Genomic DNA, 18,268 nt, shown 5'->3' on the forward strand with positions numbered 1-18,268 from the left:
GGCCACCCGCTCGTCGGGGGGCAACCCCCCGGGGGCCCCTTGCGCCCGCACCCCCCCCCCCGGGCGCCCCCGGGGGGGCGGGGGCGCCCCCCCCCCCCCGCCGCCACCGGGCCCGCCCTCGTTACGCTGGGCGGGTGTGCTTCTATGCGGAGACCTCGTACAAGCTCCACTACGCGTGTGTGACCTGCCGGGTCAGCTTCAAGAAGCACCCGGACCCGGCGCGAAGGCACACGTGCCCCAACTGCTCCCTGCCTCTGCTGTGTGCGGGGCACGACTTCGCCGCGCCGCCCCGTCGGGACGTGCGGGCCTGGTCCGTCGTCGCCGCGGTGCTGAGACTGGGACTGCGCTACGAGGGCCGGTCCGCGTGCGGCTGCGCCAGGGAGCCGGAGTCCCGCCCCCGTACGCGTGCCGAGCTGCGCACCCGCCTCGTTCTCTCCTCCAGATACGGCGTACCGCTGAGTGAGGCGCTGGCCCGCAGGGACCCGTGGCCGGCCCCCGAGGAGTCGGCCCGGGTGCGTGGGGCGGGCGGTCCACCGGGCCACTGAGACGGGCGGCCGAAGGCGGTGACGGGACGATGGCGTAAGGCAGTTCCACGCCGCTCCCCTCCGGACGTACCGGCAGACGCGGCGCACGCCGGACAGCGCGGAGCTCCCGGCAGTGCGGCGCGTGCGCGCACTGCCGGGAGCGGTCCTGCGGGGGTTGTTCCTTACGGCTGTTCGCCGTCGTGGAGCGCGGTCACCTCCTGGTCGGTGAGCGCCTTGTCGAACACCTTGACCTGGTCGACCGAGCCGTTCCAGAAGTCGACGTTGCCGCCGGACCACTTGGCACGGCCGACGGACAGCGCGCCGGAGCTCACGTCGGCGGTGCCTGCGGCCGCGGTGGAGGCCAGCTTGCCGTCGACGTAGAGCTTGATCTCGTCACCGCTGCGGACGCCGACGAGGTGGTACCAGTGGCCGAGCTCGGGCTGGATCTCCAGCCGGGCGCGGTGGGCACCCGGGGTGGAGAAGGCGAACGCGCCCTGTCCGTACTGGAGATAGAACGGGTTCTCCTGGCGCCGGCCGTCCTGGCTGACGACGGTCGCGTAGTTGCCGGGGAGCGCGTCCAGCGACGCCCAGGCGGAGACGGTGTAGTCACCGGTCGTGTCGACGACCGGGCCGTCGGTCTCGGCGAACTGGCCCTCGCCGTTGAACTTCAGCGCGGAGCCCTGCACGCCTGGCGTCCAGGACGTCCCCTCGGAGAGGGTGAGGTCCTTCTGGTTCGGGCCGCTGTCGGCCGCCGTGGTCCCCTTGTTCTCGTCGAGGGACCACGCACCGCCCCCCTTGATCTCGTCCCGCTCGCCCGCGGCGGCACCGGCCGCGATGACCTCCTGGTTGATCTTCCGCACCTTCGCGGGGTCGACCTTGATCTCGCGGCGGTCGTACGTCCAGAGACCGTTGAGCTCGTTCTCGAGGTCGGTCACCTGGGTGTAGATGGAGCCGGAGAGCTCGGCGCGGGCCGCGTCCAGGTAGTACGTGCGGGTGTTGTCGACGTACTTGGCGGTCAGCGCGTCCTTGTCGGCGACGCCGCTGTAGATCGCGGTGGGGGCACCCGGCCACATGTTTCCGGGCATCCGGAGGGTGAAGCCGCCGTGCTCACCGTCCATCGCCGCGCGGTTGGCGTCCGGGAAGGCGGGGTCGGTGTTGTTGTAGTCGTGGTGGTCGATGATGTCGCCCTTGCCGCTGTCACCCTTGGAGTTGCAGCAGTTGACACCGCTGTGGGCGTTGACGACCCGGGAGGGGTCGGCGGCCTGGACCTTCTCGGTGATCTTTCCGGTCTCGGTGCGGTCCCACTCGCCCCAGCCCTCGTTGAAGACGATCCAGGCACCGATCGAGGGGTAGTTGTGCAGCTGCTCCATCATCTCGGCACCCTGGTCGAGGAAGGCCTTCTGGCCCTTCTCACCGGTGATGTTGCCGGAGACGAAGTCCTGCCAGACCAGCAGCCCGAGCTGGTCGGCGTGGTAGTACCACCGCGCCGGCTCGACCTTGATGTGCTTGCGTACGGAGTTGAAGCCGAGGTCCTTCTGCGCCTTCAGGTCGAAGACGAGCGCCGCGTCGCTGGGCTGCGTGTTCAGACCGTCGGGGTAGAAGCCCTGGTCGAGCTGGGCGAGGGAGAAGAACGGCTTCCCGTTGAGCACCAGCTTCTGGTAGCCGCCGACCTTCGCGACGCCGAAGGAGCGCATCCCGAAGTAGCTGTCGACGGTGTCCTTGGAGCGGCCGTCCTTGAGGGTGACCTCCAGGTCGTACAGGTACGGGTCGTCCGGCGTCCAGAGGTGCTGCCTGGCGACCGGGAGGCTCAGCTCGCTGTTGGCGGGACCGGTGACGGTACCGACGACCTTGCCCTTCTTGTCACGGGCGACGGCGGTGACACGGGCGGACTTCGAGGCGTCCTCGGAGTTGACCGTCAGGGCCAGGCGGCCCTTGTCGATGTCCGGGGTGGTCTTCAGGGAGTCGACGGCGGCGGGAGCGACCGGCTCCAGCCAGACGGTCTGCCAGATGCCGGAGGAGGCGGTGTAGAAGATGCCGCTGGGGTTGGCGGACTGCTTGCCCGTGGGCTGGTCGGCACCGGTGGTGTCGGTGACCGCGACCACGATCTCCTGCGGACCGCTGCCCTTGAGGGCGTCCGTGATGTCCGCGGTGAAGGCCGTGTAGCCGCCGGTGTGCTCGGCGACCTGCTTGCCGTTGACCCAGACGCGCGCCTGGTAGTCGACGGCACCGAAGTTGAGCTTCAGACGGTCGTCGCCGCTCTGCTTGCCGACCGACCAGCTCTTGGGCACGGTGACGAGCTTGCGGTAGAACATGTGGTCCTCGTGGCGCTCGATCCCGGAGAGCTGGGACTCCACGGGGAACGGCACGGTGATGCGCTCGTCGAGGGACTTGCCGAAGACCGGCTGCTCACCGGCGGTGGCTCCGGCGAACTCCCACGGTCCGTTGAGGTTCTTCCAGTCGTCGCGCACCTGCTGCGGGCGGGGGTACTCGGGCAGCGGGTTCTTCTTGTCCAGCTTCTCGCCCCACGGGGTGAGAAGCCGGTGCGTGGAGAGGTTCTTCGCCCTGCGGCTGATCTCCGGGACGGTCTCGTCGCCGTTCTTCAGCCCGCCCTGACCGTCGTACGCGAACCTGACCTGCTGGTTCTTCTGGATGGCACCGCCCAGGGTGACGATGAGCGCCTTGCGGTTGTTCGAGGCCCTGACGACCGACTTCACCGGCATCGGCGTGGTGTCCGCCTCGACGGCGAGGTGGCCCTTCACGTCCTCGATGCCGCTGACCTCGTGGTCGAAGGTCGCCTGCACCTTCAGGCCGTCCTCCGCGACGCTCAGCCCGACCGGGTAGACCTCGAAGTCGGCCGGCGGGGTGAACGCGGACTCGGGGACGATCTGCTTGGCGAGCTTCGCGCTCGACCAGCGCAGGAACATGTTCGCCCCGCCGACGTCCTGGAACATCTCCAGCCGGAAGGTGTGCTGCTCACCGGCCTTCAGGGTGACGGGCGCGCTGGTCTGCTCCTTGTCCCAGTCCGGCACCCAGTGGTCGATGACGGGCTTGTCGTCGATGAAGAGCCGGAAGCCGTTGTCACCGATGGCGGAGAAGGTGTAGTCGCCGTCCTCCGGGGCCGCGATCTGCCCCGTCCAGCGCGCGGTGGTGTGTTCGGTCTTCCCGGTGGCCGACTCGAACGCACCGGTCAGACCGGGGAAGTTGATGTCCGGGTCCAGCGCCACCGCACCGAGCGTCGCGAAGTCGCGGGCGCCCGGGGCGGACATGGCGAAGTACTCGCCCTTGAGGCCGTGCACCTCGGTGGAGGGGTCCTCCGCCGCGAACGTCCTGGCGGCGGCACCCGCGGAAGGAACCGTTGCGGGGGCCGCAGCAGCGGCGGGGACCATGGTGGCCCCGACGGGCATCATCAGCGCCGCCGTACAGGCGAGCGTTCTCAAGAGCGTGCGGGGGCGGGCTAGTTGTCGTATCAAGGCGTCGTCCTCGTCGAAGAAGCCGGAGTGCCCCGGACCGCGGAGCACTGCACATAGTCGAACATTGAGCCACAGCCCCAAACACCTGACAACGGTCGTGCAGTGAGAATTTTCAACGATAGAAAAATGAGACCCGGCTCGCTCCCGGCGGCGGGCATGCCGGACCCGGCGAGCGGCTGTGCGCCGTCCGCCGGGTACCGGACCGGACCTCGTCGACGTGTTACCGAGGAAGACCCGCAGGTCCCGTGGCCCAGGAGGTGTTCGGCCGGTCAGCGAGCCGGTAGGTCAGCGCACCTCCCCGGGTGACCAGTCGGGCGTCCGTCCAGGACCGGTCGCTCGTCCGCCCGTCGACCTTCACCGCGTCGATGTACGGATGTGTCGCATCGGCCTCCGGGGCGCTGATGGTGATGTCTCCGCCCTCCCGCCTGTCCAGGACGGCGGACGGGAAGAGCGGCGCCCCGAGCAGCATGGTGGCGCTGCCCGGCGTCTGCGGGTAGAGGCCGAGGGCGGAGAAGACGTACCAGGCCGACATCGTGCCGAGGTCGTCGTTGCCGGGCAGGCCGCGCGGGCCCGTTCCGTACACCGTGTTCACGATCTCGCGTACGGTCTCCTGGGTCTTCCAGGGCTGCCCCAGCGCGTTGTAGAGCCACGGGGCGTGGATGCCCGGCTCGTTGGTCGGGTCGTAGCGCAGGGCGTCGCCGCCCTTGACCGACCAGGAGCCGTCGGCCTTGTGGAAGAAGCCGTCCAGCCGCTTCGCCGCCACGTCCCGGCCGCCCATGGCCTCTGCCAGACCCTGTACATCCTGCGGGACCATCCAGGTGTAGGTGGCACTGGTCCCCTGCGCGAAGCCCCGGTCGCTGCCGGGGCTGAACGGGGTCACCCAGGAGCCGTCCAGGTTGCGCGCCTGGATGTAGCCGGTGGTTCCTGCGCCGTCGCCTGCCCCGGGGTTGAACACGTTGCGCCACCAGGTGCCGCGCACCTCGAAGGCCGCGGCCTCCTCGTCGCGCCCGAGCAGCCGGGCCCACCGGCCGAGCGCCGCGTCGGCGACCGCGTCCTCCAGCGTCTCGGCGGCCCCGCCCCAGCAGTGGCAGACGTCCTGGGCCGCGTAGTGGGACTCCAGGTACTGCGCGAGGTTGGGCCGCTGACCGGTGCACTGGCCGGGGCAGCCCGCGTCGGAGAGGCCGTCCGGGTGGGGCACCGTGGCCTGGCGGGCGAGGGACTCGAAGGCACCCTCGTAGTCGAAGTTGCGTACGCCCATCGCGTAGAACGTGGCGAGGGTGGCGGCCGTGGGGTCACCGGTCATCACATGCGTGGCGCCGTTGATGTGCACCCAGCGGTCCCAGACGCCGCCGTTCTGCCGGGCGAAGTTGTACAGGGACTGGGCGAAGTCGCCGGCGATCCTCGGCTTGAGGAGCGCGAGGAGCTGGATCTGGGCGCGGTACTGGTCCCAGCCGGAGAAGTTGCTGTACTGCGCCTTCTGGCCGCGTGCCACCCTGTGCGGTTCGCCGTCCATGCCGGGGTAGCGGCCGTCGGTGTCGCTGATCAGGTTCGGCTGCATCAGCGAGTGGTACAGCGCGGTGTAGAAGGAGGTGCGCTGCGCGTCGCTGCCGCCTCCGACGCGCACGGAGGAGAGCTCCCGGTCCCACGCACCGGCTCCGGCCCGGGCCACGTCGTCGACGCTCGCCCTGGGTGCGATCTCCTTGCGGAGGTTGGCCTCGGCGCCCGCCTGGCTGACGTAGGAGATACCGATCCGCATCCGGACGTCGTCGTCCTCGGCCGTGTCGAAGCCGACCCAGCCGCCGGATCCCCGCCCTGCGCGGTCGGCGCCGGTGGCGTAGCCCTCGCCGCCGCTTCCGCTGGTCGCGCCCGGTGCGAGCGTGCCGTCGCGCCAGGTGCCGGTGCCGGCGAAGTCCCGGTCGAAGGAGGCGCTGAAGTAGAGCCGGTAGTAGCTCTTGCGGTTGTTGGTGCCTCCGTTGGCGCGCCGGCCGCAGAACGCCCCGGTGAGGACCGAACCGGTCACCTTGCGGTGCGCGGTGTCGATCCGGATCTCGGCGTCCTCGCTCCCGTTGAGGGAGTTGGACACCCGGAAGAGAAGACTGGCGGACTTGTCGGCGGGGAAGCTGAAGTCGGCCACGCCTGCACGCTCGCTGACCGCCAGGTCCGCGGTGGCGCCGGAGTCGAGTCCGACGGTGTAACGGCCGGGCACGGCACGCTCGTTGTCGTGCGAGAAGCCCGAGGCGTAGACGGCGTCCTTGGTGTCGGCGGACGGCGAGGAGGTGACGTCGCCGACGAACGGCATGATCGGCACGTCCCCCGCGGCGCCGGGGTTGCACCCGGCGCCGTTGACATGGGTGAGGCTCAGTCCGCGCATCCGGGTCACGCCGTACTCGTAACCGTTGGCCGCCCCGGTGCTCGTCTGGTCCCCCGTGGTGCTGGTCGGGGACCAGGCGATCATGCCGTACGGGCGGACAGCGCCCGGATAGGTGTTGCCGCCGTTCGCCGTGCCGATCATCGGGTCGACGTAGGCGGTGGGATGCGCGACGAGCGGGGCCGCCTGGGCGGCCGGGGGCAGGACGGCCCCGGCGAGGGCGCCGGTGACGACGAAGGCGGCGGCCCGTGCGGCGAACCGCTTGGCCGCGGAGCGTCTGGAGGGCATGTTCTCGGATACCTCCGGCAGGTTGGACAACGTTGTCAGCTTCGCTCACGGTGCGATGTGACAGCGTTGATCGATTCGCGGCCGAGCGTAGATCCCTCGGGCGTTCGAGGGAATGCCCGGGGCCGTGCCGAGCGGTGAACTGGCGGTGAACGGCGCCTGCGGAGGGCCCTGCTGACACGATGTGACCTGCTGGGAGACAATCCGATCAGCCACCGAGGAGCGCCGTGATCCGCTGGACGTACGCCTTCATCGACCGACCCGCCCCTGACGCAAAGCGCGCGGCCTCCTTCTGGAGTGCGGTCACCATGACCCGCCCGTCCGCCCCGTGGGGCGAGCGGGGGGAATTCACCACCCTCTCCCCCGAGGGGGCGGACGCCTGCCTGGTGACGCAGGCCGTCGGGGACCAGGGAGGGGCGCATCCGGATTTCGCGGTGGAGGACATGGCCGCGTTCACCGCCCGGGCCATTCGGCTGGGCGCGACAGCCGAAAGATCGCGGCCCGAATTGACCGTCCTGCGCTCGCCCGGCGGGCAGCCGTTCTGCGTGGTGCCCTGGCGGGGACAGCGGACCCTGCCTCCGGTCCTGACGCACCCCGGGGGCACGACGACCCGGCTGGACCAGCTCTGCCTCGATGTGGCACCGGACGCGTTCGGGACCGAGGTGGCGTTCTGGGCGGAGCTGACCGGGTGGGACGCGCGCCCGGGCGACCACCGGGAGTTCCACGTGCTCCGGCCACCCCTGGATCTGCCCGTCCACCTGCTGATCCAGCGCCTGGACGAGCCGCGCCCCGCCTCGGCGCATCTGGATCTGGCCTGCTCCGATCTCACCGCGGGGCGGAGCCTGCACGAACGGTTGGGTGCCGAGTTCCTCCGCGACGGCGACGGATGGTCGGTCATGCGGGATCCGGCGGGCGGGATCTACTGCCTCACCGGACGCGATCCCGCGACGGGCGAGTAGGCCGTTCCCTCCGGCCCACCTTGCTGACCACACGAAGACGCCTGCCAGGTGGAGGGCCGTTCCGCCGCAGTCACTGTCAGTGTCAGTGTCAGTGTTCCCGCATACGGTTCTCCCATGGACCATCAGCGGTCGTCACCTCGCCTGGAGGACCATTTCACAGGCCGGGAGACCGGACAACGTTCTGTGAGGGTGAGCGATCTGGGTGGGTGTGCTCCACGTACGTGCGCATCCTGCCGGAATGGAGAACACACGTGAGTGAAACGCCGATGCACGAGACGCGAGACGCACGAGAGGCGTGGGCCCGGGTGACCGGGTGGCTTGAACGCAACGAGCCTGAAACTCTCGCTGCGCTCGGCGGCCCGGGAAGTCTTGCGGCCATCAGGGCAGCCGAACTGCACATGGGTCTGGACCTGCCGGCGGAGATGCGGCAGTGGCTGCTGGCGAACGACATCGATGCCGACCGGCAACCGGATGGACAGTCGTGTCTGGTGGCGCTGGGGTGCGAGATAGACATCCCCGGCGGCCATCTCCTCCTCGGGCTGACGGACATTCAGCGGGTCTACCTCAGCCGGATGGGCCTGGAGGAGATACAGCGGTCCGCAGACCCCGACCATCGGGTCTGGCGACGCGAGTGGGTGCCCATCGCCGCGGAGCGCGATGGGCTCTACGGAACGTTTCTAAACACGTTCAACGGAACCATCGGAACGTGGGACGAGGCATACGGTCCCGAGGAAGGCGCATACGCCTCGTTGTTCGCCTTCTTCCAAGAGACAGCGGACCGACTGGAAGGGGTCTCCTCGGGAGATTGGAGAGGTCCCGGCAAGTGCGCTGAACCCCGTAGTCTCGATCCCCGTCCGAAAGACGAGCCGATACGCCTCTGGGCACGAGCCAACGGTTATCTCGTAAATAACCGGGGTCGTATACCGGCGGAAATTCGCGAGGCTTACGAGGTAACACAGAGGTGAGCGCCGGCTCCGGCTGTGCCGGGCAACCACCGCCGGGGTGCCGCCCCGGTCCCCAGGTCCGTCGCGGCAACCAGCCCGAGGTCGGTGTCGCCGATGCGCAAGCCGCGGTAGAAGGCCGCCCCTTCCTCCGGTACCCGGAAGGTCTCCTCGACGCCGAACAACATCGGCAAAGCTGCACCGCCAGACGATCCACGCCCCGGACCGCCGCCCACGACCACCCCCACTTCGATCGTTCACATCTGCCGGCCGTGGTGGTCTACAAGGGTGGTGAGCAGGTGGGCCAGCTGTTCACGTTGTGTCATGGACAGCGGGGCCAGCACCTCGTCTTCCGCGTCGGCGAGCAGTTTGTCCAGTCTGAGCAGCTTCCGGCGGCCCGCGCCGGTCAGCGTGACCATGTTCCGACGGCGGTCGGCAGGGTCGGGTGCGCGTTCGGCCAGCCCTCGGTCGGCCAGTTCGTTGATGACTGCGACCAGGTCGCTGCGGTGGATGCCGGTGCGCGAACTCAGCTCGGCCTGACTCGCTGAGCCGAACTCGTCCAGCGTGGCGAGCACCGCATAGTGCCACTTGCGGGCGTCCACGCGGGCCATCTCTTCATTGACCCGACGATCGGAATGGATCGCGGCGAGGGACAGCAGCCGGGTGGGGAGTCTGCGCAGCCGCTCGGCACCCGTCCATCGGTCGCCCGGTCGAGTCGCCGCGGATGCGTCGTGGGGCGTGCTGTCGCTCATGGCGCCACCCTACCTCGTTGCGTTAGTCAGACTAACGGTTTAGGGTCGGCCACCGAACCGTTGGTGTGACTAACGAATGGGAGGCATGCATGCCGGTCACGAACGTGCTGGACTCGACCATGTACCACGAGGAGCTACCCGGCGACGGCACGCCCATCGTCTTCCTGCACGGCAACCCCAGCTCGTCCCATCTGTGGCGCAACGTCATGCCCGCGCTCGACGTGCCCACCCCGATCCTCGCCCCGGACCTGATCGGCATGGGCCGTTCCGGCAAACCCGACGCGCCCTACCTGTTCGCCGACCATGCCCGCTACCTGGACGCCTGGTTCGACCGGCTGGACCTGGACGACGTGATACTCGTCGGCCACGACTGGGGCGGAGCGCTCGCCTTCGACTGGGCGGCGCGGCACCCCGGCAGGGCCCGCGGCGTGGCCTTCCTCGAGACCATCGTGCGGCCCATGTCCTGGAGCGAGTTGGGCGACGGGCCCCGGTCACGCGCCGAGGCCGTGCGTGGACCGAAGGGCGAGGAACTGGTGCTCGACCGGACCTTCTTCCTGGAGTCGGCCTTCACCGGCGGCGTGCTCCACCCGGTCGACGAGGGGGACCTCGCGGCCTACCTGACCCCGTACCCCACCCGGGACAGCCGCCGCCCCATCCTTGAGTGGGCCCGCTCGCTGCCGCTCGACGGGCAGCCGGCACACGTCACCGCCCGAGTCGAGCAGTACGACGAGTGGCTGGCCGGCAGCCACGACGTACCCAAGCTGCTCCTCACCTTCGACTCCTCCCCGACCCTCCTGATCGGCGCGGAGATGATCGAGTGGTGCAAGGCCAACATCGCCGCGCTGGAGATCCGGCACTGCGGCCCGGCCGGGCACCACGCGCCGGAGGACCAGCCCACGGCCATCGCCGAGGCCGTCACCACCTGGGCGAAGCGACACGGGCTTGCGCGAAGCCGGTAGCCCGCTTCGAGACACCCAGGGCAGGCTCGGCCCGGACGGGTGACCCCACCCCTGCGTACTCCGCCGGGACGACTGCCCCACCGCCGCGCCCTCCGCCCTGGGGGCCGGCCACACAGCCCTTGGCTCAGCCCGCCTGACGGTGGCACGCCCTCCACGCCTTCACTCCGATTGAAACGTCAGGTAGCCTGACAATTCAATCGGAGCCGATTCCGGAGGTTCGCCATGACCATGGAGTACGCCACCCAGTACCGCTCCCGCTCGCACATCCCCCCGCAGCCGGGCAAGCCGTACTTCATCGAGAAGGGCATGGGCGACCGGGCCCACCTCTTCGGTGACCTCGTCACCGTCTACGCCGGCGGAGAGCAGACGGAGAACGCCTTCAACTTCTTCACCGTCGAAGGCACGAAGGGCGACATCATCCCGGCCCACCTGCACGCGGACACCTACGAGGTCTTCTACATCGGCAGCGGAGCCGCCCGGCTCTTCGTCGAGGACCAGGAGGGTGAGCAGTACGAGAAGCTGCTCACCACCGGCGACTTCGGGTTCGTACCCAAGAACTGCCCGCATGCCTATCGCATCGAGCGGCACCACAGCCAGATCATCGGTGTGGCCGCGGGCCCCGGCGGCACCTTCGAGCGCTTCTTCGAGAACCTCGGGACCCCGACCGACGAACTGACGCTTCCACGCGAGCCCTTCGTCCCCGAGCCCCACAAGTTCGGCACGGTTCCGCAGGAGTACGACGTGCGGTTCATGCCCGAGCAGACGTGGCGCACCCAGGGCTGACCCGTCGTTCCGTACGCCGGCGCGCCGGTCGCGGGTGCCTGCCCCGACGGCCCGCCGGCGGAAGTCCTCGCCTCCTCCCGCCAGCAAAGGTCCGTTCCATGACGCGATCCGGTCTCCCGCCCTTCCCCTTCGAGCTCCTCTCACCGCCCGACCCCGCCACGCTGGCCCTGCCGCCCGTGGCGACTCCCGAGCCGGGGGTGGAGCTCCTGCGCGGTGCGGTCTACGCCGTCCCCGACGGCAGCCGTCCGCTGGAGCTGGACCTGTGGCGGCCGGCCGGGGCGGACGGGCCCGTACCCGTCATCGTGTTCGTCCACGGCGGCGGCTGGCGGACGGGGCGGCGGGACGACATGGGACCCCGTTTCCGCACCTGGCGGCCCGGCCCGTTCGCCCGTCTCGTCCAGGCGGGGTTCGCGGTCGCCTGCGTCGACTACCGGCTGAGCGGCGAAGCACGCTTTCCCGCACAGCGGGACGATCTCGCCGCCGCGCTGAGCTGGCTGCGCCTCCGAGCGGACGAACTCGCGGTGGACCCTTCACGGATCGTCCTGTGGGGCGAGTCCGCGGGCGCGCATCTGGCCGCGCTCGCCGCGCTGATCTCGGCGACACCGGAGGAAGCAGTGCGGGGGTGCGTGTGCTGGTACGGCCCCAGTGATCTCGGTGCCCTCGCGGAGGACCACGGCGGCGGCTTCGACCCCGGCGACCCGACCACCCGCGAGGCCCGCCTCCTGGGCGCTGCCCCCGCCGTCGACGAGGAACTGGCCAGGGCCGCGAGCCCGGTCACCCATGTCTCGGCGGGCTCCCCCGCCTTCCTCCTGCTGCATGGGACCGACGACACCCTCGTGCCCAGCCGCCAGAGCGTCCGCCTGGCCGACGCGCTGCGCGCGGCGGGAGCCCCGGTGGAGCTGCGGCTGATCGAGGGGGCCCAGCACCTGTGGGTGGGGCTCCCGGACGAGGCCGTGGCCGAGTGCTTCGAGGGCTCGGTCGCATACGCCAGGGCGCGCACCCGCTGACCGGCCGCCCGGCCGGGGCCGGGACCGTATGCTCGGAAGTCCGCCTGCCGACGAGGAACGATGACCGACGCCGCACCCAACATGCCCCAGCTGCTCAGCGAGGCCAAGCGCTGGTTCGACGACGCCCTGCACGCCGGGATGCGGGCCGCCGGCGAAGAGCCCGTGACCGCCGCGCAGGCCGCGGTCTTCGCGACGCTCGACCCGGGCGGCACCTCGATCTCCGAGCTGGCCCGCCGGATGGGGGTCACCCGTCAGACGACGCATCAGGCGGTGCACAGCCTGATCGGTCTGGGGCTGATGGAGCAGACGGACGATCCGTCCTCGGCCCGGTCCCGCATCGTGCGTACGACCCCCGAGGGTGCCCGGGCGCACGCGCGGGCGCAGCTCATGCTCACCGAGCTGGAGGCCGTCCTGGCCGAGCGCATCGGCCCTCAGGCCGGGCTGCTGCGCGAGATCCTCGCACGCCCCTGGGGCGAACCGCCCGCTCCGGCACAGGGTGACGCGGGTACGCGGGCACGCCGACGCGATTCGGCCTGACCCGCCTGCAACCGGGACTGGAAACCCGTCCGGGGGCGGGCGGTCCGCGAAGTGCACAAGCGGAACGACTCGTACGAGTAGTGCGGATGATCTTTCACTGAGTACGGTGAAGTGTCAGGCGGTCGACAGCTCGGCCAAGTCGCCCTCGGGATACCGGGTTCGGCTGTCGGTACTTCCCGTGCGCGAGAACGTCTCCGCGGCAGGAAGGTGCGCCGCCGGACGACGACCCGTTCCCCGGCCCCGGTGGTGAGGCGGTTCGTGTCGCCGGTCCGGCGATGACGTACCGCCGGCGCCACAGGGACCAGAAAGTGAGCAGACAGATGCAACCGACGTTCGTACTGGTTCACGGAGCTTTCGCGAACTCCTTCTCCTTCGCGCCGCTCCAGGCCGAACTCGGCCTCCTCGGGCACCGTTCCGTCGCCGTCGACCTTCCGGGGCACGGGTTCGCGGCGACGTACCACCGCGCCTACCAGGCGCCGCAGGACCTCGAAGCGCTCGCCACCGCGCCCGGGGCCATCAAGGGCGTCACGCTCGCCCACAACGCCACGCACCTCATCGGGATTCTGGAGCGGGCCAAGCAGAACGGGCCCGTCGTCCTCGTCTCGCACAGCCGCGGCGGCATGACGGCCACCGTCGCGGCCAATCAGCGGCCGGATCTGATCGATCACATCGTCTATGTCTCCGCCTGGTGCCCCGTCGACCTCGACGTCGGCGCCTACTACGCCGAGCCCGAGATGGCCACGGTCGACTCCAAGGGGCTGGCCTCGGCGATGGTCGGCAACCCTGCCGAGCTCGGGCTGCTGCGCTCCAACTTCCGCACGGCGGACTCCGGAACCCTCGCGGCCTTCAAGGCGGCCTTCCTCGCCGACGGGACGGACGAGGAGTTCATGGTCTTCCTCAACACCTTCCAGCCCGACGAGAACCTCGACGTCGGCACGCCCGACGACCGTGCGCAGGCAGGGACTTGGGGCCGGATACCCAAGTCGTACGTCCGGCTCACCGAGGACACCAGCATGCCGCTCGCCGTGCAGGACCGGATGATCCGCGAGGGTGACGCGCTGACGCCGGAGAACCCCTACGACGTCCGTACGCTCACCAGCAGCCACCTGAAGTGGCTGGTCGACCCGGCACCGGCGGCCCGCGTTCTGGGTGAGATCGCCGCGCTGCTGCCCGCGGACTCGTGACCGGTACCCGCGCCGCCGGCCCCGGAGCCCGCGCTGCCCCGATTCCCAGCGGATCGAGGGCGGTTGCATGCCAGTCATGGCCGGACTTCGGCTCTTCCGGTCGTTGCGGTCCACTCACGGGATCTTGAGGCCGCGAGCAGCCCATGGCAGGCTCACGCCGCATGATCGATGAATTCGCGAAGGACAACCTGCACGGGAGACTGCGGCGGGACCGCGAGACGCTGCTCTGGAAGCTCGACGGCTTGTCCGAGTACGACGCCCGTCGACCGTTGACAGCGACCGGGAGCAACCTCCTCGGCCTGGTCAAACACGTGGCCTGCGTCGAGGCCAGATACTTCGGCGAGGTCTTCGACCGCCGGTTCCCGGACCCGCTGCCCCGGTGGCAGGACCACGACGGCAGCGATCTGTGGGCGGCTGAGGGCGAGACCCGCGATCAGATCGTCGAGTTGTACAGGCGCACATGGGAACACTCGGACGCGACGATCGACGAGCTTCCCCTCGATGCCCCCGGCCACGTGCCCTGGTGGCCGGCTCCTCATTCCCACACGAACCTGTTCGCCGTCATGGTCCATGTCCTCGGCGAGACCAACCGGCATGCCGGGCATGCCGACATCCTGCGCGAAGGCCTCGACGGCCGGACCGGAATGCGCCCCGAGCATGAGGTGCGGATCGATGAGGAAGCCCGCGCCGCCTACTGCGCGAACATCGAGCAGGCCGCCAGATCGGCCGCAGCGGCCGGAGCATAGAGGCTGTGCCACGTGATGTGAGGTTCGAGCGGCAGCAGAACGGCGGTCGGAGTCGATCACTCCGACCGCCGCCTCAATCGGGCATGTGGCGCACGCTCTCCCGGCTACGGCGTCGTGATGACCGGCCGCGGCGCGGTCGCCATGCCGCTCCCGATGGCGAAGCTCGGGTGCGGCGGCTGGTTGTAGGCCGTGTTCTGCCAGGCCAGCGCCGTGCGGTACATCGTGTCGTGGAGCAGTGTGGTGATCTTCGTGCCGGTCTCGTGCGGCGTGGAGTAGATCCGCAGTGCCGTGTTGTTGGTGGTCGCCCAGACCACTTCCTCACGCCAGTCGCCGAAGATGTCGCCGGAGAGCGCGGGCGTGGCCTTGGTGCCGTTGTTCGAGTGGACCGAGGACCCGGTCAGCAGACGGGTGTCGCCGGAGGTTCCGTACTTGTCGATGTGGTCGCCGTCGAGGAGTTCGCGGGTGGTGTCTCCGTCCCACCAGGACAGGAAGTTGGAGCTGGACGGTTTGCGGCTGGTGACGACGTCGCCCTTCGGGCCGCGTACCCCGGAGACGGCGGAGGACCAGGACTCCGCGCCGGCGCTGCCGGACCAGATGTCGCCGGACACCCCTCGCCCGTTGTCCCCGCTGGCCGGGGTGGACCACAGGATCTGGCCGGACTTGGCGTCCGCCATCCAGGAGGACGGCTTGGAGCTGTCCTCGTCGACCTTGAACTCCTCCAGGCCGGCGCGGGAGGGGTCGAGGTCCCCGACGTGCATGGCGTCCCCGTGGCCGTTCTTCGTGGTCCACAGTCCGGAGCCGTTGTCGTCCACGGCCATGGCGCCGTAGATGATCTCGTCCTTGCCGTCACCGTCGGCGTCGGCGATGGACAGCTGGTGGTTGCCCTGGCCGTCGTATCCCTTGCCTGTGTTGGTGGAGCTGTTCGTGTCGAAGGTCCAGCGCCGGGTGAAGGCTCCGTTGCGCCAGTCCCAGGCGGCGATGACGCTGCGCGTGTAATAGCCGCGCGCCATGATCAGGGACGGCCTCGCGCCGTCCAGATAGGCCGTGCCGGCGAGGAAGCGGTCGACCCGGTTGCCGTACGAGTCGCCCCAGGAGGACACCGTGCCGCGCGCGGGGACGTAGTCGACGGTGCCCATCGCGGCACCGGTCCTCCCGTTGAACATCGTCAGGAACTCGGGGCCGGACAGGATGTAGCCGGAGGAGTTGCGGTGGTCCGCGGAGGAGCTGCCGATCACCTTGCCGGTTCCGTCGACGCTGCCGTCGGCGGTCTTCATCGCCACCTCGGCCTGGCCGTCCCCGTCGTAGTCGTACACCTGGAACTGCGTGTAGTGCGCCCCGGAGCGGATGTTGCGCCCCAGGTCGATGCGCCAGAGCCTGGTGCCGTCCAGCCTGATGCCGTCGATGATCGTGTTGCCCGTGTAGCCGGACTGGGAGTTGTCCTTGGCGTTGGTGGGCTGCCACTTCAGTACGAAGTCGAGGGCGCCGTCGCCGTCCAGGTCGCCCACGGAAGCGTCGTTGGCCTCGTAGGTGTACGCGACCCCGTCGGGTGTCGTCCCGCCCGCGGGCGGGCTGATGGGCACGTCCTTGTATCCGGCGCGGAACTGGATCGCGTGCACGGAGTCGGCCTGTTCCACGCCGTTGACGACCGCGCGCACCGTGTAGTCGGCGGTGGCGGGCGCGCCCGCGTGGAAGTAGTTCGTCGACGCGGTGACCGGCGAGGCGTTCACCTTGGTGCCGGCCCGGTAGACGTTGAACGACACGTTGTCGGGGTCGGTACCCAGCCAGCGCCAGCTGACGAGGTTGCCGCTGTCGGTGTGGACGCTCACGAGGCCGCGGTCGAGGGCCTCCGCCTGCCGGGCGGTGGCGGCCTGCGAGGCCGGGCCGAGGGCGACGAGCCCGCCGGCGGCGAGCAGCCCGGCCGCCAGCGCGCCGATCAGCGCGCGGGTGCGGGTGGTGCGGCGTCTGCGAGGGGGACGGGATCCGGGTGGGGTGAGCGGAGGCTCCACGGGAGGCACCTTCTGGCCGGGGATGGCTTACGCCCCCTCAGTTGCTCCCGGAAGCCGAAAGGTTGCCGCCCGGTTCGTTCCGCGTCACGGCGTCCCGGCCCCGCCCCACGCCCGCCGTGTGCGCCGCGGCGTGCAGGGAGCGCAGGGCGAGCAGCAGGAAGCCGATGTCGTCGAGGTAGACGGGGTCCGGCAGGAGGTCGACGGGCGACACGGTGTAGATCACGGCCGCCCACACCAGCGCCTTGTCGCGCAGGGGGATTCCGGCGTCCATCAGCAGCTTCCTGGCGCGGATCACCCGTACCAGCAGGACGGCGGCGCAACCCGCCAGGAGCAGCAGTACGATCGCGCCGATGAGGAGCCAGACCCAGGTGTCCATGGCTCATCCTCTCCCGGCGGGGCGCCCGGAGCGGGGAGGCGTCATCCGTGGCTCCTGGCCTGGCGGCGGGAACGGCGACGCTTCAGTGCGCGGCGTTCGTTCTCGTCCGTGCCTCCCCACACGCCGGCGTCCTGGCCGTTCTCCAGAGCCCATTCCAGGCACTGTTCCCGCACGGGGCATGCCCGGCAGACCGCCTTGGCGTCCTCGGTCTGCACGAGTGCCGGGCCGCTGCTGCCGATGGGGAAGAACAGGTCGGGGTCCTCCTCGCGGCATGCCGCGTGGGTGCGCCAGTTGTCCATGTCGCTCACTCCTTCTCGTACGGGACGGTCCCGCCGACGCGGCGGTTCCCGCTTCGTCGCTGTGTGTTCCGTGCGTTGCGTGAGTCGCGCACTGTGCGCGTGACCGCCTCTGGGCGTTCGAAACCACAACAGGCCCGTTCTTCAAAGGTTTCCGGGATTTTCCCGGCCGGCCGGGAGGGGCGTGCCCGGGTGCGGGGCGGACGCGCAGGCGGCGTCCAGCCTGATGCGGCAGTCCATGACGGCGGCCGGTTCGTCGATGATGTCCACGCGGCTCCCGGGGATCTCCAAGACCGCGCGGTCGCCGATCTCCGGGGCCTGTACGCGCAGCAGGTGCAGGGGCGGGACTCCGGTCATGGGGTGCGGCGGGTGGTCGAGGGGGACCACCTGGACCGTGAGGTGCCGGCGGTCGACGGCCTCCTCCAGCAGGGCCCGCTGCTCGGCCATCACCCCGGGGCCGCCGACGCGGGTGTGCAGGGCGGCTGCGGGGAACAGGGCCCACAGGGCCGCCCCGCGCTCCTCCAGACGGCGTTGCCGCTCCCCCAGCAGTTCGACGCGGCGGTCGCGCCACGCGCCGGATTCGGCGGGGAACAGGGCGTGACAGAGGGCGGCCTCGTAGGCCGGGGTGCGCAGCAGTTCGGGGACCACCGCGGGGTGCCAGGCCCGGATGAGCCGGGCGGAGGACTCGATGCCGATGACCTCCTGCTGCCACGGCAGCATCGTGTCCCGCCACCCGTGCCACCAGCCGGGCAGATTCGCGGCGGCCAGGCCCGCCATGATCGGCTCGCCCTCGGCGTCGGAGACTCCGTAGCGCTCCAGGAGGACCCGGACCTGGTGGGCGTCGAGCCCCGTCTCGGCACGCTCGATCCGGCGTACGGTCGCGGGGTGGGCACCCAGTGCCACAGCGGCGGCCTGCAGGCTGACGCCCGCGCGTTCCCGCAGGAGGCGCAGGCGTGCCGCCAGAACACGGTGCTCGACCGTGGGGCCGGATCGGGGCCTCATCCACGCACCTCTCTCGACGCCCCGAAACGGGTGGGTTTCGGGCAGACGCAGCACAGCTTCAGACACTATCTGG

The 18,268-nt window shown here is 70.3% G+C and carries 15 protein-coding genes and 2 pseudogenes; 9 read left to right on the plus strand and 8 right to left on the minus strand.

The features are described from left to right. Positions 1-134: 134 nt before the first annotated feature. Positions 135-545, plus strand: a complete 411-nt coding sequence (locus ACWCQM_RS28250) for a hypothetical protein (protein ID WP_450917929.1) — start codon at positions 135-137, stop codon at positions 543-545. A 161-nt stretch (positions 546-706) separates the two neighbouring features. Here ACWCQM_RS28250 and ACWCQM_RS28255 read toward each other — a convergent pair whose 3' ends face one another. Both ACWCQM_RS28255 and ACWCQM_RS28260 read right to left on the minus strand, forming a co-directional pair. Next, entirely contained in the window at positions 707-4,042 is a 3,336-nt protein-coding gene (locus tag ACWCQM_RS28255) for a LamG-like jellyroll fold domain-containing protein (protein WP_450917930.1), read from the minus strand. A gap of 172 nt (positions 4,043-4,214) precedes the next feature. Beyond that, positions 4,215-6,650, minus strand: coding sequence for a GH92 family glycosyl hydrolase (locus ACWCQM_RS28260; protein ID WP_450917931.1), 2,436 nt, complete (start codon positions 6,648-6,650; stop codon positions 4,215-4,217). Between the two features lie 224 nt (positions 6,651-6,874). Here ACWCQM_RS28260 and ACWCQM_RS28265 point away from each other — a divergent pair, with 224 nt between their 5' ends. Together ACWCQM_RS28265 and ACWCQM_RS28270 are read left to right on the plus strand one after the other, a co-directional pair. Then, positions 6,875-7,606, plus strand: coding sequence for a VOC family protein (locus tag ACWCQM_RS28265; RefSeq protein WP_450917932.1), 732 nt, complete (start codon positions 6,875-6,877; stop codon positions 7,604-7,606). Positions 7,607-8,475: 869 nt separating this feature from the next. After that, positions 8,476-8,571: pseudogene (locus tag ACWCQM_RS28270) on the plus strand (Lsr2 family DNA-binding protein); the annotation flags it as partial. A gap of 32 nt (positions 8,572-8,603) precedes the next feature. On the opposite strand, the pseudogene ACWCQM_RS28275 reads toward ACWCQM_RS28270, so the two are convergent. Together ACWCQM_RS28275 and ACWCQM_RS28280 are read right to left on the minus strand one after the other, a co-directional pair. Then, positions 8,604-8,735, minus strand: a pseudogene (locus ACWCQM_RS28275) (extradiol dioxygenase); the annotation flags it as partial. Between the two features lie 69 nt (positions 8,736-8,804). Beyond that, on the minus strand, positions 8,805-9,299 hold the full coding sequence (locus ACWCQM_RS28280) for a MarR family winged helix-turn-helix transcriptional regulator (protein ID WP_450917933.1): 495 nt from the start codon (positions 9,297-9,299) through the stop codon (positions 8,805-8,807). 89 nt (positions 9,300-9,388) lie between these two features. Between ACWCQM_RS28280 and ACWCQM_RS28285 the strand changes: the two genes are divergently transcribed. From ACWCQM_RS28285 to ACWCQM_RS28310, 6 genes are all read left to right on the plus strand, one after another. Next, positions 9,389-10,258: a haloalkane dehalogenase gene (locus ACWCQM_RS28285; protein WP_450917934.1), complete on the plus strand. Its 870-nt coding sequence runs from the start codon at positions 9,389-9,391 to the stop codon at positions 10,256-10,258. A gap of 222 nt (positions 10,259-10,480) precedes the next feature. Further along, positions 10,481-11,041, plus strand: coding sequence for a quercetin 2,3-dioxygenase (locus ACWCQM_RS28290; RefSeq protein ID WP_450917935.1), 561 nt, complete (start codon positions 10,481-10,483; stop codon positions 11,039-11,041). A gap of 98 nt (positions 11,042-11,139) precedes the next feature. Then, positions 11,140-12,048 carry an alpha/beta hydrolase fold domain-containing protein gene (locus tag ACWCQM_RS28295; protein WP_450917936.1) on the plus strand — a complete coding sequence of 303 codons (909 nt, stop codon included), beginning with the start codon at positions 11,140-11,142 and terminating at the stop codon, positions 12,046-12,048. 60 nt (positions 12,049-12,108) lie between these two features. Further along, positions 12,109-12,585 (plus strand): MarR family winged helix-turn-helix transcriptional regulator, encoded by a 477-nt coding sequence (locus tag ACWCQM_RS28300; RefSeq protein WP_450917937.1) that lies wholly within the window; start codon positions 12,109-12,111, stop codon positions 12,583-12,585. A 320-nt stretch (positions 12,586-12,905) separates the two neighbouring features. Further along, on the plus strand, positions 12,906-13,769 hold the full coding sequence (locus tag ACWCQM_RS28305; protein WP_450917938.1) for an alpha/beta fold hydrolase: 864 nt from the start codon (positions 12,906-12,908) through the stop codon (positions 13,767-13,769). A gap of 161 nt (positions 13,770-13,930) precedes the next feature. After that, positions 13,931-14,515, plus strand: a complete 585-nt coding sequence (locus ACWCQM_RS28310; protein ID WP_450917939.1) for a DinB family protein — start codon at positions 13,931-13,933, stop codon at positions 14,513-14,515. A 104-nt stretch (positions 14,516-14,619) separates the two neighbouring features. On the opposite strand, the gene ACWCQM_RS28315 is transcribed toward ACWCQM_RS28310, so the two are convergent. The 4 genes from ACWCQM_RS28315 to ACWCQM_RS28330 form a co-directional block, all read right to left on the minus strand. Continuing rightward, a complete protein-coding gene (locus ACWCQM_RS28315) occupies positions 14,620-16,521 on the minus strand; it encodes a rhamnogalacturonan lyase (RefSeq protein ID WP_450917940.1) in 1,902 nt (633 codons plus the stop codon). A gap of 37 nt (positions 16,522-16,558) precedes the next feature. Further along, complete coding sequence (locus ACWCQM_RS28320; RefSeq protein WP_450917941.1) at positions 16,559-16,897, minus strand: YkvA family protein; 339 nt, start codon at positions 16,895-16,897, stop codon at positions 16,559-16,561. 41 nt (positions 16,898-16,938) lie between these two features. Further along, on the minus strand, positions 16,939-17,196 hold the full coding sequence (locus ACWCQM_RS28325; RefSeq protein ID WP_450917942.1) for a WhiB family transcriptional regulator: 258 nt from the start codon (positions 17,194-17,196) through the stop codon (positions 16,939-16,941). A gap of 141 nt (positions 17,197-17,337) precedes the next feature. Then, complete coding sequence (locus ACWCQM_RS28330) at positions 17,338-18,195, minus strand: helix-turn-helix domain-containing protein (protein ID WP_450917943.1); 858 nt, start codon at positions 18,193-18,195, stop codon at positions 17,338-17,340. Positions 18,196-18,268 lie beyond the last annotated feature (73 nt).

It is taken from the genome of Streptomyces sp. NPDC002125, from assembly GCF_053593715.1.

Coding starts and splice junctions, on each gene's coding strand:
- ACWCQM_RS28325 (WP_450917942.1), bottom strand. CDS start 17,196: ATGGACAACTGGCGCACCCACGCGGCATGCCGCGAGGAGGACCCCGAC.
- ACWCQM_RS28330 (WP_450917943.1), bottom strand. CDS start 18,195: ATGAGGCCCCGATCCGGCCCCACGGTCGAGCACCGTGTTCTGGCGGCA.
- ACWCQM_RS28320 (WP_450917941.1), bottom strand. CDS start 16,897: ATGGACACCTGGGTCTGGCTCCTCATCGGCGCGATCGTACTGCTGCTC.
- ACWCQM_RS28280 (WP_450917933.1), bottom strand. CDS start 9,299: ATGAGCGACAGCACGCCCCACGACGCATCCGCGGCGACTCGACCGGGC.
- ACWCQM_RS28260 (WP_450917931.1), bottom strand. CDS start 6,650: ATGCCCTCCAGACGCTCCGCGGCCAAGCGGTTCGCCGCACGGGCCGCC.
- ACWCQM_RS28310 (WP_450917939.1), top strand. CDS start 13,931: ATGATCGATGAATTCGCGAAGGACAACCTGCACGGGAGACTGCGGCGG.
- ACWCQM_RS28305 (WP_450917938.1), top strand. CDS start 12,906: ATGCAACCGACGTTCGTACTGGTTCACGGAGCTTTCGCGAACTCCTTC.
- ACWCQM_RS28285 (WP_450917934.1), top strand. CDS start 9,389: ATGCCGGTCACGAACGTGCTGGACTCGACCATGTACCACGAGGAGCTA.
- ACWCQM_RS28295 (WP_450917936.1), top strand. CDS start 11,140: ATGACGCGATCCGGTCTCCCGCCCTTCCCCTTCGAGCTCCTCTCACCG.
- ACWCQM_RS28290 (WP_450917935.1), top strand. CDS start 10,481: ATGACCATGGAGTACGCCACCCAGTACCGCTCCCGCTCGCACATCCCC.
- ACWCQM_RS28300 (WP_450917937.1), top strand. CDS start 12,109: ATGACCGACGCCGCACCCAACATGCCCCAGCTGCTCAGCGAGGCCAAG.